Source organism: Sneathiella sedimenti (assembly GCF_017313765.1).
Lineage (GTDB): Bacteria > Pseudomonadota > Alphaproteobacteria > Sneathiellales > Sneathiellaceae > Sneathiella > Sneathiella sedimenti.
Map to the genome: position 1 here is coordinate 424657 of NZ_JAFLNC010000005.1, position 14407 is coordinate 439063.

Consider the following 14407-nt stretch of genomic DNA (forward strand, 5'->3'; position numbering starts at 1 on the left):
TATCTTCTCACGGAATTTTCAGACGAGTTCGAGCTGGTTTGAGCTATTCAACAGAATTGCCGGCCTAGTTATCTAGAACCCCTTGAATGAATTCCATGGCGTCGCCGAGGGACGCAATCGAGGCTATTTCAGCAGCGGAGAATTGCATGTCGAAGGTTAGCTCGAGTTCCTCGATAAGGGTCATATGCGCTAATGAATCCCAGCCATCCGTATTGAACGGCGTGGAGTCCGCCGACAACCCGGTGGCGTCGACATTGAAGCAAGTCGCCGCGACCGCGCAGACTTTTTCCTCCAGAGTTCCACTCCCCTCCTCGGAAGGAGCAATATCCTGTGCTACTGTGGCCACGTTTGAGGAAGCCATGGCCGTCAACTCGGCCATCAGGACCTTGCCCGCGGCGCTACGCGGGAGCGATGTCATAATATAAAAGTCGGTTGGCGTCCGCTCTGCCGAGAGATGCTGCCGGCAGAAGGCAAAGGCATCGGCAGCGGTAAGCTCCTGACCTGGCTGCGGTACAACTGCTGCAACCAGCTTCTCGCCGCGCGCTGCATCGGGAACGCCAAAAGCGACAGCCTCCGCTATACCTGGCATGGTGGAGAGAACGATCGTCACGGTTTCCGGGTGGATTGTCGCCCCGGCGGATACTATTGCCGTTTTCTTGCGCCCCACGAAATCGTAAAGTCCGTCCGGTCCGACGCGCACATAGTCGCCCGTATGAAAGGCACCGTTACGCAATACATTTGCGGTAATGTCCGGCGCTTGGAAATAGCCCCGCATCACTGTCGGCCCTGACAACACCAGCTCGCCAACCTCGCCCTGGGGAACGGGACGGAAATCGTCATCCAAAACATCTGCTATGCAGCCATAGGGCCGCCCGAGTGACCCAATCCGGCGGGTAGCCTTGTCCGGCCCGGCAAAAAGGGCATCGCAGACCACTTCGCTCAACCCATAGGCGTTGACCACAGGCACCTTGAAGCTCTCCTCGACATCGGTCCAGAGTTGGACGTCAAGAAGATCGGCGCTGCACAAAATAAACCGGAAGTCAGGCCCACAAAAAGCGTCTCTTTGATCACTGCCGAGACGCGCCATGATCCGGAGCATAGCGGGCACCGTGATAAAATGGGTAATCTTCTTTTCTGAGAATTTATTCAGAATTGTCGGCACATTCTGCACTGAAAAGGGCGTCTCTCGATAAAGATACCCACCGAACCAAAGCGCCACGAGTGGCCCGCGGATCAGCCCGTCCACATGATGGAGCGGTAGCAGGTTAAGCAAACGCGTAGCGCTGTCAAAGCCGTAGACCGTTTCAAAAATGGCAAGTTGCGCGATCAGGTTTTCAAAAGTCAGTTCAACAGCCTTGGGCGTCGAAGTTGTGCCGGACGTCAACACGAGAAGTGCCACTTCTGGTTTGGTTTCGATGGCACGCCAAGTGCCGGGATCGCGACTGGTCGACAAAGTTTCATGAACGTCGCGGATCGGAACAATCCGGCTTTGGGGCAGCCTGCCGCCCAAATCGGCATTGTCCAGCATGACCTCATCCCCATAGAGCGCGGCGGGATCGCATACCTCCAGCAACTCGCTCAGTTCGGGGCCGGTAATATCTGAATCCCCGATTACCGGTGTCATCCCGGCACGAAGCAACGCGAGAAAAAGTTTTATGGTTGCATCCTCATCCTTCGAGGCGACAAGCACCCGATCCCCGGCAACAAGCCCCGTCCGGGCGAACGCTGCAGCAAGGCAGCGCATATCGCGTGCCAAGTCTTCATAGGAAACAGACCCGGCTGGGAGGTCAGCGAATTCTTGCGACGACTTCTCGACGAGCATTCCGTCGAGATGATGGCAAAAGTGATCGAAAGCATGAAGGCCCGGCTTGATCGGCAATTCAAACATCAACTTGCTCCTTATCTACAGCCTCCAGCCGAAGGCGCAATTTTTCTGCAAGCACCGCAGCGTTTTCCGCGTTGCGCAGCATCGAAAGATGGTTGCCCGGCACATTCACAAATGAGAGCGGACCTCTAATCAGACGGCCCCATCCAAGGTCATCCAGGAAGAAGCCCCACGGAATCTCCTCGGCACGAAAAATGGTGGCGGAGCCTGTCCAGGGACGCGGATGATACTCTGCCATCTTGCCGTACAATTGGCGTATGATCGTCCGGTGAGCTTCGGCATGATTGCCAAGATCCATACGGATTTGTCCGTATCGATGGAGGATCAATTGGTCGTCCGCGCGTGAAAGAAGAGAGCGCCAGTTTTTGATAAAAAAGCGTACAGCGTAGAGGGATTCCTGTATCGGGTTGTGCAGGAAACGCGCAAACATGGAACGTGGTCGCATGCGGGTATCCAGAATGAGGAGCTCCCCCGTTTCCTGTTCCAGTGTCGAAAGATGTCGGGCCACCTCGAAGGCCAGAAAACCGGCGAATGAAAAACCGCAGATATGGATTGGGCGGGGGATATCCGTCTGGTGAATATCAACTGCGAAACGCTCTGCAATATCGATCAAGCTGAGACTGTCGAGAGCCTCCACCATATCTGGCGCAAGGCGCGCACCAAAGCATGAATATTCCTTAGACAGGAATTTCTGTATCGGCTGGGCATAAATGACATTGCCGCCGAAATCCGGAAGAAAAACAATGCTACCGCCGGTGTCCAGACTATTCATTCGCATCAGGGTGCGGGGTAAGGTACGATGTGACATCTGCATATTCATTCCCCGCCTCCCCCGGCAACGGTCATTTTATAGGGCAAGCGGGAGGTTTCTATTGCGCGCTCTTTCTCGGCGGCGGCCCGTTTACGCTTTAATCCCATTTCAGAAATTTCCCGAAAATCTTCTGAGCGAAACCACAGGCTGTGATACGCCGGTTCCATGCCGATGCCGCGCTCGGCCTTATACTGCCCGGTCGTACCAAAATTGATGGCGGGTATTCCCAGCCTGATCGCGGATTCAATCGTTTGATAGGTACCCAGCTCAAATAGCAGAAACCGGATGTCGGCCGATTGTCCCCAGTGCTGGGCAAACAACATATCCTCACCAAGAAAACTGAGCTGCATGGCGACCGGGTCGCCTCCTTGATAGGCGAATGTGATATCCAGCGCCTCTGGCATTGACCGGAAAATATGCTCGAAATAAGCGCGATTATGCCACAGTTCCGTTTCATTGCGATGATAGGTTGCCGCATATAAATCGTAAAATGGTGCCACCAGTTCCGCCGTAATATTGGCTCCGGTAAATTGCTTGTAGGTCAGACCTTCAGATGCGACTTTTTTCCGCTCCCGTCGTACCTTGACGCGTCCCCGCTTGTGCATCGATGCCAGAACGTCCTCAAAATTCTCATTGCCCGAATTACGCCAGATATAGGCGTTGCCCTCTGTTTTTAGAAATCCAGCAGCGTCTGTAGCTTCCCACTCCGGCGCGGTCATATAGGTGACCTGTACGGAAGACGCGCCGTCCTTCTTCGCCTGTTGCCGAAGTGCCACCAGTAAGGCACCTCGGGCCTCGTCTTCATCGACCGCCGCATGCACCAACAAGCGCGGCCCGGAAATCGGCGTCATCGGGACTTCGACCTGGAGTTTTGGATAATAGGATCCCGCCACGCGGCTATGCGCCATGGCAAGGCCAAGATCGATGCCAAGCTCACCCTCTGAATGATCCTTGAGGTAGGCGGGAGCTGCGGCAACGGCCTTGTTTTTCCGATCGCGCATTAGGATATGTCGCGGGTGAAAACCGTTTTCCGGGCTGGCAATACCGCTTTCTTCCAGCGCAAGCAGATGGCAGTGGCGGACATAAGGATTGTCCATGCCGGCGCAACGATCCCAATCCTCCGGCGAAATGTCGGCAATGTTGGTATGGACGGAAACAGTCCAGCTATCAGTCATAAGAGAACAGCTCAAGATGCCCCCTTTCCGGAATGCGGGTTCTGCTTGATGCGTTGACCGCTGGCACGACGCGGGTCCCCCACCGCTTCCATCTCCTGATCTGGATGACCGGCAACAAGACAAATGGAGGGCTGGGCAATGCCACCGACCTTGCCAAGGGAGGCTTTATGTCCAAGCGCAGAAAGCCCCGTCATCATTGCTTCGGGAGCGGTCTCCTCAATAACGACTTTTCCGGCAAATGAAAGATGGGGTTCGGTGGAAGCCGGGATGCCATGGGTGAAGACGCGTGGCGCATTTAAAGCCTCGCTCAGGCTGAGGTTATGAGCAAGATGATGTATCAGGGTTTGCGCCATGGCCTGAAGCTGCAAGTCTGCGCCGGGACCACCGCCCGCTATATGGCGACCGTTCCCCTCCCTGAAAATAAGGGGGTAGGCACTGACGCGGGGACGTTTTCCGGCCTGAAGGCATGCCGGGTGGCCCGCATCGGTATAGCTTTGCGCCCCGCGGGTCGAGATGACAAAACCAAGCTCTGGCACCACCGGGCCGTCGAAGGACGGATCGCTGGGCGTGGACACAAAGATATTTCCGCCGCCGTCGATAATTGCCGCGATAGAGGTATCAAGTGTCACGGCATTCTCGCCCGTGTTATTTGGAGTAACTCGCCTGGGAATTGGTTTTTCCGGTATTTGGCCAGCGGCCGGCAAAGGATGTATTGCAGACTCCATCTGGATCATGGCAGCCCGGCTCGCGGCATACGCAGGCGAGAGCAATATATCGAGAGGCACATCCACAAAATCCGGATCGCCATAAAAGGCTTCCCGGTCCACCAGCGCCAGCTTCAGCGCCTCTATCATCATATGGCAAGCGTCGACGGATTGATGACCGTGTCGCGCGATACCGCCCGCCTCCAGGATTTGTAACGCCTGTGAAAGAGCCGGACCCTGTGTCCAGCTTCCCGGCGTAAAAAGACTTCCTCCGAAAACGCGTGCCCGGGTGGCCTCAACTACCGGCGTGTGATGAGCGGCGAGGTCAGCATGCGTGAGCCAGCCGTCATAGGTCTTTACATGTCGGATCATAGCGTCGGCAATTTCGCCTTTGTAGAAGGCATCGCGCACCGCTTCTAGTCCGCGCGCGCGCCCTGCTTTTGAAGCGGCTTTCTTTTCTGCATCGATCAGGATGCTGATTGTATTTGCAAGATCAGGCAGGCGGAACTTCTGTCCTGGTTTAACAGGGGCGTCGTTCGGCAACCAGATGCGGGCATTATCATCGCTGATACGTCGGTAATGGCGCTCAAACTGGGCGGAACAGGAGACGAGATCCTCATGCGCGGAAAAGCCTTCGGCGGCAAGAACTTGTGCAGGCCCTGCGAGATCGGCAAAGCTCATGGTCCCGAACCTTGACAGTGCCGTCACCCAGGCGTCTGGTGCGGCCGGAACAACGGTTCTCAAAATACCTTGCGGAATTCGGCCCCGGTGCTTTTCCTCGAAAAATCCTGGATTGGCACTCGCAGGCCAGCGTCCGGCCCCCTCAATAGAAAAGTACCGGTTCTCATCGGCAATATAGAGAAGGATAGGCGCAACGCCGCCAAACTGTACCTGCTCTGAATGCAGGACGGTGAGCGCAATGGATGCAGCTACTCCGGCGTCTATGGCATTTCCTCCCGCCTCAAGCACATCTGCGGCGATCCCGGCGGCGACGTCATGCCCCACGGAAACTGCATAGCTACTATTTAGAGTGGTGCCCTGAACTCCGCTTACATGTCCCATTAAACTTTATCAAGCCTTGTATTATTCCAGCTATTTCCCCGCTAAAAATAAGGTTATGCACCAGATACAGTTAATTTTCCCTTTAATATGTAAAACTTTAGGCGTCACCATTGGATACTTAAAGCGTGTCAGTCTAGCACGGATTCTCAGTTTTCTTACAGCAAAAAGTTGTTCTCACCAGGCATGCGAAAACCCGCCTGGCGACTGTAGGGCGAAGGCGAATTCGCCTCACTGAGGTGCCGGATATAATAAAAAAATACTACTATGGCGTGTCAGGCTGTTGCAGCCAGACTGTTACGGCATTTCTTTGAAGTTTGTATGCACGCGACTAGTTAAAAGCCGTAATATTTTACAACCATTCCGCCTTGTCCGCGCCAAGGGCCGGAGATGGCCAACCCCAGCCGGGCTTGCTTTCAGAGAAGCGGATAACGGGCCCGAGGTGGCGAACCTGCCCATATGTTGTCTCACTGTCCATTTGCAGCGACCGTGCCTCCTCGGCCGAGATGCCCATTCCTTCCCGCGGATAGTCAACCCGTCCCTGATCCTGCAGGAACATTGCGGATCGACATAGCGATACCTTGACGTGGTAGCTGCCGCCCTCAACCGCGCGGCGGGCAAGCGCCAGCAGAGTGCCATAGGCGCCGAGATATCCTGTGCTATAGTCACAGAAATAAACCGGCAGAAGCTCGGGCGGATTGCCGACCTCATGGCTGATTCCCGTCACGGTCTGGGCAATCTGTTCCCATCCGCCCCGGTTGCTGTAAGGCCCACCCTCGCCATAGCAATTGATTGAGGTATAGATCAGTCCCGGGCGTTCTTTCGCCAACTCCTCGGGGCCAAAACCACGCGCATCAAGGACGCCGGGCCGGTATCCTTGCGAAAACACATCCGCGCCCCGCACAAGTTCTTTCAATCGGGCGGATTCTTCCGCTGTATTAAGGTCCAGGAAACAGCTTCGTTTACCATGAGACAGTTCAAGAACAAATTTCTTGATCTGCGGGACATGGCTTGCCCCAACCATCAGGACATCGGCCCCATGCTCGGCCATCGTCCGCGCAGCAACAGGCCCGGCAAGAATTCGTGTCAGGTCAAGAACCCGTACTCCCTGAAGCGCCGGCCCGTCCTCAGGAAAGGGCTCTGGCTCGCTCTCGCCAATCTTCTCGATCTCAACAACCGCCTGAGCGCCAAGAACCTGCCCATGAGGATGATTGCGCCATTCCTCTTCCGTGCGGACAATTCCGCCGCAGGCATTGGCGGCAGCAATTCTCTGGTCGATCTCTTCGGCATCCCATTTTGCAACCGCCTTGGCGATGCTTTCCTGCGTCTGCTCGCAGTCAAGAATGCCGAGCACTTTTTCCTTCAATTGCTTCATCCCGAAATGCGGCATGAACCAGCGTCCGTCCTTGGTGGGATAGGCCCGAATGGTGTCATAGGCCGCCTGTGCCAGGGGTGAGTCCCCGTAGACTTTGTACTCTCCATCGGATTGCCGGATCATCAAATGGGCAACACTGTTAAGCGCCATCGCCGCATGGCGGACATCTACAGATACTTTTTGAGACCGCCCGGTTTTCATTTCCCAGATATCAGAGATTGCGACCCCTGTGGCCGCCAGTATGGCCGCGCCCGTTTCCGCAACCTTGAACCGGGTGGAATATACCGGATCATTTCCCGTGATCTCCACTGACGGCATGTCGTCACGACTTCTAATTTTCAGCAGATCCTGTAAAGCGGCGTTCATCTTTCTGTTCTCCAGAGTTTTTTGTTCTTTTCCGACCGTGTTATCACATTATTCGGTTAATTGGCTAATACCGAATATGGGTTGCCTTAAAGATGCCTAAAGGTATGTAAACGCGGCAGGTCCAAATTTGCCCCTCCTGAACGCGCCAGGATTAAAAAATTGTCCTGCTGATGCGTGCCGCATCTTCGCAACATCATTCCAAAAAAAGCCCCCGCATAAGAAATGCCGGAAGACGTCGCCTGTTGAAATAATTTCGGGAAGGATGTTCCCGTTTCCACCGTTATCGGGACGACATCATCAGGTCTGCGGCCTTTTCCGCTATCATGGTAACGGGAGCATGGGTGTTGCCCGATGTAATTGTTGGCATGATGGACGCATCGACAATACGCAATCCGCCAATCCCGTGAACGCGAAGCTGGTCATCGACAACAGCGTACTCGTCACTTCCCATCTTGGCGGTCCCGACGGGATGGAAGATGGTCGTCGCGATATCTCCCGCTGCTTTCGCAAGTGAGTCAGGCTCCGAGATATCTGCCCCTGGCTTGAGTTCTATCGGGGAAAACGCCGACATTCTCTTGGTGGCCATTAATTTCCGGGCATGCAGGATACTATCCGCCGCAACATTACGATCTGTTAGTGTTGACAGGTAGTTGGGCTTGATAGCGGGATAATCGCGCGGATCGTTGCTTTTGATATGACAGGAGCCACGGCTTTCCGGGCGCAAGTTGCAGACGGAAACCGTAATCGCGGGAAATTTATGCAATGGTTCCCCAAAGGCATCCAGTGACAGTGGCTGAACGTGATACTCAATATTCGTCGTTTCATATTCGGCGGATGATTTCGTGAAAATACCCAGCTGGCTCGGCGCCATCGCCATGGGGCCGGACCGCTTCAGAAAATACTCTGCGGCAATCGACAACTTGCCAAAAAGACTATTGGAGCGTTCATTCAGCGTGGCGGCCCCTTCAATCCCGAAAATAGTCCGGATCTGCAAATGATCCTGCAAATTCTCGCCAACACCTTTGAGTTCGTGAACGACCGGGATAGACTTATCCTTCAAAATCTCCGACGGCCCAATGCCAGATAACTGCAGGATTTGCGGGGTTCCGATTGAACCCGCTGAGAGAACCACCTCTTTTCGGGCGGTGATCTTCCCGACCCTATTGTTACGACGCACTTCCAGCCCGATGACGCGCTTGCCGTCAAATAGCAGGCGTTCCACCTGGGCATTCTTCAGGATTGTGAGGTTACTGCGGTTTTGGACCGGGTCCAGAAAGGCTTTTCGCGCATTCCAGCGGATGCCCTTTTTCTGGGTCACCGGAAAATAGCCGGAGCCTTCATTATCACCCGCATTGAAGTCATCCGTTGGTGCAATACCCAACTCTTCGGCGGCGTCACGCACTGCATCCAGTACCGGCCAGGACAAGCGCTGCTCTTCAACCAGCAATTCCCCATCCGTGCCATGAAATTCGCCTGCGTCACCATAATGATGCTCGGACTTCTTGAAGTAGGGCAACAGGTCGTCCCACCCCCAACCGACATTCCCGAGTTGACGCCAGTGATCATAGTCGCGCGCCTGCCCGCGCATATAAATCATCCCGTTGATGGAGGAACAACCGCCCAGCAGTTTGCCGCGAGGATAGGCAAGAGATCGCCCATTCAGCCCGGCTTCCGGTTCGGTCTTGTAGCACCAGTCCGTTTTCGGGTTCCCCATGCAATATAGATATCCGACCGGGACATGTACCCAGAAGCGGTTATCGCTGCCGCCGGCCTCAATCAGCAACACACGGGTGGCGGCGTCAGTACTCAGCCTATTCGCGAGCACACAGCCCGCCGAACCGGCCCCGACGATGACAACATCAAACTCCCCAAAATCTTGAGTGGCTTTTGAGTCCTGCATGATGGCGCTAATCTGCTTTTCTGACGACAAGCTGTTGCTGGTGGCCGAGGCCATTAATTTCCAGATGCATGCGGTCTCCTTCTTTCAAGTAAAGCGGAGGTTTCATCCCCAACCCAACGCCCGGAGGCGTCCCGGTCGAGATGATATCACCTGGCTCCAGGGTCATGAAGCCACTAATATAGCTTAACACTTCCGCGACCCCAAAAATCATTGTTTTTGTGGAACCGTCCTGTCGCGTCTCGTCATTTACTTTCAGGAGAAGATTCAGGTCACCGGGATCGGCAACTTCATCGGCCGTCACAAACCAGGGGCCCAGCGGGGCAAAGGTGTCATGGCTTTTCCCTTTGGTCCACTGGCCTTCGCGCTCCGCCTGCCAGTCCCTCTCGGAGAGTTCATTGACAATGAAATATCCGGCGACATGGTCGAGGGCATCTGCTTCCGACACATTCTTCGCGCGCTTTCCGATGGCGAAACCGAGCTCAACCTCCCAGTCCAGCTTCGTGGACGACGCCGGCAGTTCCACATCGTCATAGGGACCGTTTATGGCCGTCGTCGCCTTCATAAAAATGATAGGCTCTTTCGGGATTGGAAGGTTCGCCTCCTTGGCATTGTTTATTGATGCGGCCGACAGCTCGACTTAACATCTTCCAGGATTAGACGGGCGAATTTTTCTGATCCTGATGGAGAAAAGTGACCTATGTCAGAAAAATCTGCATCATTAAATTCATTAACATCGACTGAAATATATGGAACATTTCTGTGACGTGCGATTCCTTCCAGAATATTATTGAAATGCTCCTGAAGGGGCCAGACATCCTTTTCCATTGTCAGAGCCATCCACTCATTTGTCTTGTCGGAAACGAGTTGCGACCGGTTCAAAATTTGCCCGATAAAAATCGGTATTGTCCCATCCACGGAATTTAGCGCAATCAGGCTTTCAACGTTCCGTTTGAAAATTTCTTCCAGTTTTTGATCAGAACCCCGTTGCGGACCGATTTTAATTTCGGCTGGCTGTGGAACTGTATCAATTACCGTCCCCAATAGTCTCGACCCAATAAGTATAAGCGGTGAAAACGCGGCGCCACTGGTTGACCGTACCTCCAAGGCATCGACCTGGAAGATCATGTGATAATTGGCGTATCCGTCATCAAGGTTGGGCAGATGGGCCGAATGAATATCGTTCCACCCGATATAATAAACCGCACAGGTCACAGGATAATTGAGTTTATTACGGTAAAATGCTGTTTGAATAACATGCTCTGCCGTTGAATAACCATCCATACCGTGGTTGGCGACAACAAAGCCATTTCCCAAAAGGCCGTCAAGTAATTCTGGCCAGGTCTTTCCGTCACCAACCGTTAGATCATAAGTCGTCGAGCCACCATAAACACTTATCAACGTATCGCCTGGACTGAATTCCAGTTCCGGCCCACGCAAGCCATGGGAATTATGCGAATACTCCTGCCCCTCTCGGGTTTTGTAGTGATACCCTTTTACTGGCACACCAGCCAGCAGCGGATGATATTTAAATCTTCCTTTGTTAAAGTCCCCCCAGTTGTTTGGAAACAATGAATTCGCAAGATAATTTTTGCGGTATCCGATTTCTGAAATTGTCGCCAATGAAAACTCGAGCACACCGACGAACAAAATAATCAGGGAAACCCCTGGGAACCTGACCATCGCAATAGATAAAACAAACAACACGAGCAAATATATTATAAATGATACATTAAACTTGTACCCCAAGGTTCCTTCCGCAAGCAAAAATGCAGCCAGACAAATTGTAAGAAACACAAAGAAGGCACTTAGTAAAACGAGGATCGCCCTATTAAAATTGTAGGGACGGACAAATCCGAAATAGGCAAGAATTTTAGTCGAATTCATATTTGGTCTCATAATTTTCTTTAAGTGATGCGTTTTGATCTTCTTTTAAAAGCAACGTTTCTCCCACTATGAGCATATCTAGTTCTGTTCCCATGAAACATCGGAATGCGTCTTCTGCGGTACAAATAATGGGCTCTCCACGCACGTTAAATGACGTGTTCACCAAAACCGGACATCCCGTTAGCTCCTTGAACCGGCTGATAAGTTTGTGGTAGCGGGGGTTTGTGTCGAAATGAACTGTTTGAACTCTCGCGGAATAGTCGACATGCGTGATTGACGGTATTTCTGACCTGGGAACATTCAGTTTATCAATGCCAAACAGATTTTTCTCTTCATCCGTCATTTCCCTCCGTTTGCTCTTGTCGACATCCGCAACAAACAGCATGTAAGGACTATCAACATCAAGTTCGAACCATTCCGCTACGTCTTCCCTCAAGACACTAGGGGCAAAAGGCCGGAAGGATTCTCGATACTTCACCTTAAGATTAAGAAGCTTTTGCATGGTTGGTGATCTCGGATCAGCAATGATGCTTCTCCCGCCTAATGCACGTGGACCAAATTCCATCCTTCCGTTCATCCAACCAACTGCCTTGCCCTCCGCCAGCGCTTGCGCAGTACGTTCAATGATCTCACTCTCGGTATAGGTAGAATAAACCGCACCGCAATCTTTGAGGCTTTTTTCAATATCGTCCGGCGAGAAGCTTGGCCCCAGATACGCACCCTTCATTTTGTCTTTGCCGCTTGACGGAGCTCGTGGTTGGTCCAACATAATATGATAGGCGCCGAACGCCGCTCCAAGTGCGCCACCTGCATCCCCGGCTGCAGGCTGAATCCATATCTTGTCGAAAATATTCTCCCGCAACAAGATACCGTTCGCGACGCAGTTAAGCGCCACACCTCCTGCCAAGCAAAGATTCTTTTCACCCGTTTCCTTTGCCACGCCTTTCGCCAACTTGATAACAACTTCCTCGGTGACCTTTTGAATAGACGCCGCTAAATCCATTTCCCGCTGCGTCAGCTCAGATTCTGGTTTGCGGGGAGGTGCACCAAATAATTCATCAAACTTCTCATTGGTCATAGTGAGCCCCGTGCAATAGTCAAAAAATGACATATCCAGGGCAAAGGACCCGTCCTCCTTAATATCAATTAGGTTATCTTTGATTGTATCGACATATTTGGGCTCACCATAAGGTGCGAGGCCCATGATTTTATATTCCCCAGAATTGACCTTAAACCCGGTGTAGTAAGTTAATGCCGAATACAGAAGCCCTAAAGAATGAGGAAAATGTATCTCTTTATGTACCTCCAGTTTATTTCTGTTTCCAATTGCCAGTGAAGTGGTTGTCCATTCGCCAACACCGTCCATTGTGAGAACCGCGGCGTTGTCAAAGGGGGATGGGAAATAAGCGCTGGCGGCATGGCTTAAATGATGTTCGGAAAACAGCAGCTTCTTGTTCCAATCCACATCATCACCAAGGCTGCTTTTCAGTTCCTTGGTAATAATAGTTTTTTGGAACAGCTTATCCTTTAACCACACAGGTAACGATGCGGAAAAGCTCTTAAAACCCTTCGGTGCGAAAGCAATATAGGTTTCAAGAATTCGTTCGAATTTCAAGAAGGGCTTGTCATAAAACACAACATGGTCCAACTGTGAGGCAACTATTCCTGCTTCAGACAAACAATAATCAACCGCATTAATCGGGAATTTGAGGTCATGCTTTATGCGCGTGAAACGCTCTTCTTGAGCTGCCGCAATAATTTCACCATCGTGCAAGAGACAGGCCGCAGAGTCGTGGTAATATCCAGAAATTCCTAGAATGTACATCCCTCACCCCTGCTAGAAAAGCGCATAGATAAATGGCGCCACGACAGAACCTTGAGCCAATATGAGCAACCCGCCAATCGCAACCATTAAAACGATCAATGGAACCATCCAGATCTTTTTACGTGCACGAAGAAATGCCCAGAGTTCTTTGATAAAATCCATTTCACGTCCTTAGAATTGATTTTTGAAAGTTTCGGGTTCTGGTCCCGTCGGCTCTCTTTTTACCCAATAAGTTTCTACATTGCGCTTTCGCAATTTTAGTTCATCCCGTCCAAACATCCGCATTGCTATGCCTAGCGGTGTGAGTAAAACAAAGAATATCAGCCCGAGAACAAGTGGATTTACAATGCGACTTAATAGTAAGCCAAATTTAAACCAAAGATTGTTGAGGAAATGTAGACGACGAGGGCTTATGACCGCGAACAGCCCGAATACTGCGGCAGCAATAGCGAACAGAACAGCCCAAAAGCCGCTTTCTTGGATGCCGAAATAAATTGCCACTGCGAGAAATACTAACGCAAAAAATATACCGAACTTCCGATCCGACGGCATCATGGCTTGTTTATGTAATTCAGACAATGGTGGGTATCCTTTTTATAGGTCACCTGCAAAATTTATAGAATTCTAGAAAGTATACAAAGATAACCTTTACAAAATATATTCGTGACTTGATTTGTAAGTTGCTCCTTACATCAGTTTGGGAAGTTTTTCCGGAACAATCCTTTACACATCTACTGGTCGGGCGCGGTTATCATCCAACGTTCCAAAATAATGTCATTGGCATATTACCCAAGCCGATAGTTTCGGTTTCGCAATCCTTTCGGCGCTTCGTATGTCATGCCGCGATGCATGCGTAGTGCTCTCACTATTTTATCCCCCTCTTCCCACTACATTTCAAGCAATGGCCTATTCTCCCGTGTGGACACGGTCATATTCGACAGCGATATTTCGCTACCCTTTGCCTGTCAGCTTGTTAATGGCGATATGCCGGCCTCATCAATCGTCTTCCTGATTGAAACCGAGAAGGCGCTATAATAGAACCCTCGTCTTTAACGACTACAGGAAGGGGAAGCGTGAGGAGAGACGTGCGGGAAAGGTAAATTTTAATATCCCTACATCATCGATTTTAAAAGAGATTAGGAAAATGGCGGTGCTGTCAGACGAATGCGACCACATCTCTGTTTGGCGTAAAATGGCGATAAGGTGCCCCTACTATGCCGCACCAAGCTGCTGCCACTCGACAAGCGCGGTATTTCTTTGAAACTTGAATTCTTCTCGGCTGGTCAGGTGACGTTCTTGATTAAAGTGGTTATGGACTGATGAGTGGATTGAGACGAATTTCTGTAAACTTCGCAGGCGCCTGAAATACAACATCGCCCGCTCTCTTCGTCGGAATGGGAGATGGGAATTCTCACAGCGATTG

At 51.8% G+C, this 14407-nt stretch carries 11 protein-coding genes and 1 pseudogene; all 12 read right to left on the minus strand.

Features of this window, described 5'->3' with window-relative positions:
* Positions 1 to 64 precede the first annotated feature (64 nt).
* Positions 65 to 1888: an AMP-binding protein gene (locus J0X12_RS16160; RefSeq protein ID WP_207047467.1), complete on the minus strand. Its 1824-nt coding sequence runs from the start codon at positions 1886 to 1888 to the stop codon at positions 65 to 67.
* Positions 1881 to 2705 (minus strand): thioesterase domain-containing protein, encoded by an 825-nt coding sequence (locus J0X12_RS16165; protein ID WP_207047468.1) that lies wholly within the window; start codon positions 2703 to 2705, stop codon positions 1881 to 1883. Before J0X12_RS16165 ends, J0X12_RS16160 begins: the two co-directional genes overlap by 8 nt.
* On the minus strand, positions 2702 to 3886 hold the full coding sequence (locus tag J0X12_RS16170) for a GNAT family N-acetyltransferase (RefSeq protein WP_207047469.1): 1185 nt from the start codon (positions 3884 to 3886) through the stop codon (positions 2702 to 2704). The genes J0X12_RS16165 and J0X12_RS16170 overlap by 4 nt, the downstream gene beginning before the upstream one ends.
* Positions 3883 to 5637, minus strand: a complete 1755-nt coding sequence (locus J0X12_RS16175) for a gamma-glutamyltransferase family protein (protein ID WP_207047470.1) — start codon at positions 5635 to 5637, stop codon at positions 3883 to 3885. The genes J0X12_RS16170 and J0X12_RS16175 overlap by 4 nt, the downstream gene beginning before the upstream one ends.
* A 349-nt stretch (positions 5638 to 5986) precedes the next feature.
* A complete protein-coding gene (locus tag J0X12_RS16180; RefSeq protein WP_207047471.1) occupies positions 5987 to 7375 on the minus strand; it encodes a CoA transferase in 1389 nt (462 codons plus the stop codon).
* A gap of 280 nt (positions 7376 to 7655) precedes the next feature.
* Positions 7656 to 9275 (minus strand): GMC family oxidoreductase, encoded by a 1620-nt coding sequence (locus J0X12_RS16185; RefSeq protein WP_420497096.1) that lies wholly within the window; start codon positions 9273 to 9275, stop codon positions 7656 to 7658.
* A gap of 7 nt (positions 9276 to 9282) precedes the next feature.
* Positions 9283 to 9888: pseudogene (locus J0X12_RS16190) on the minus strand (fumarylacetoacetate hydrolase family protein); the annotation flags it as partial.
* Positions 9888 to 11159 (minus strand): hypothetical protein, encoded by a 1272-nt coding sequence (locus J0X12_RS16195; protein ID WP_207047473.1) that lies wholly within the window; start codon positions 11157 to 11159, stop codon positions 9888 to 9890. The pseudogene J0X12_RS16190 and the gene J0X12_RS16195, both read right to left, overlap by 1 nt.
* Positions 11146 to 12984 (minus strand): carbamoyltransferase family protein, encoded by a 1839-nt coding sequence (locus tag J0X12_RS16200; RefSeq protein ID WP_207047474.1) that lies wholly within the window; start codon positions 12982 to 12984, stop codon positions 11146 to 11148. The genes J0X12_RS16195 and J0X12_RS16200 overlap by 14 nt, the downstream gene beginning before the upstream one ends.
* A gap of 12 nt (positions 12985 to 12996) precedes the next feature.
* Positions 12997 to 13146: a DUF5989 family protein gene (locus J0X12_RS16205; protein ID WP_207047475.1), complete on the minus strand. Its 150-nt coding sequence runs from the start codon at positions 13144 to 13146 to the stop codon at positions 12997 to 12999.
* Between the two features lie 9 nt (positions 13147 to 13155).
* Complete coding sequence (locus tag J0X12_RS16210) at positions 13156 to 13563, minus strand: SxtJ family membrane protein (RefSeq protein WP_207047476.1); 408 nt, start codon at positions 13561 to 13563, stop codon at positions 13156 to 13158.
* Between the two features lie 633 nt (positions 13564 to 14196).
* Positions 14197 to 14407 (minus strand): DDE-type integrase/transposase/recombinase (locus J0X12_RS17705; RefSeq protein WP_420497090.1); only part of this gene is annotated, 211 nt, incomplete at its 5' end.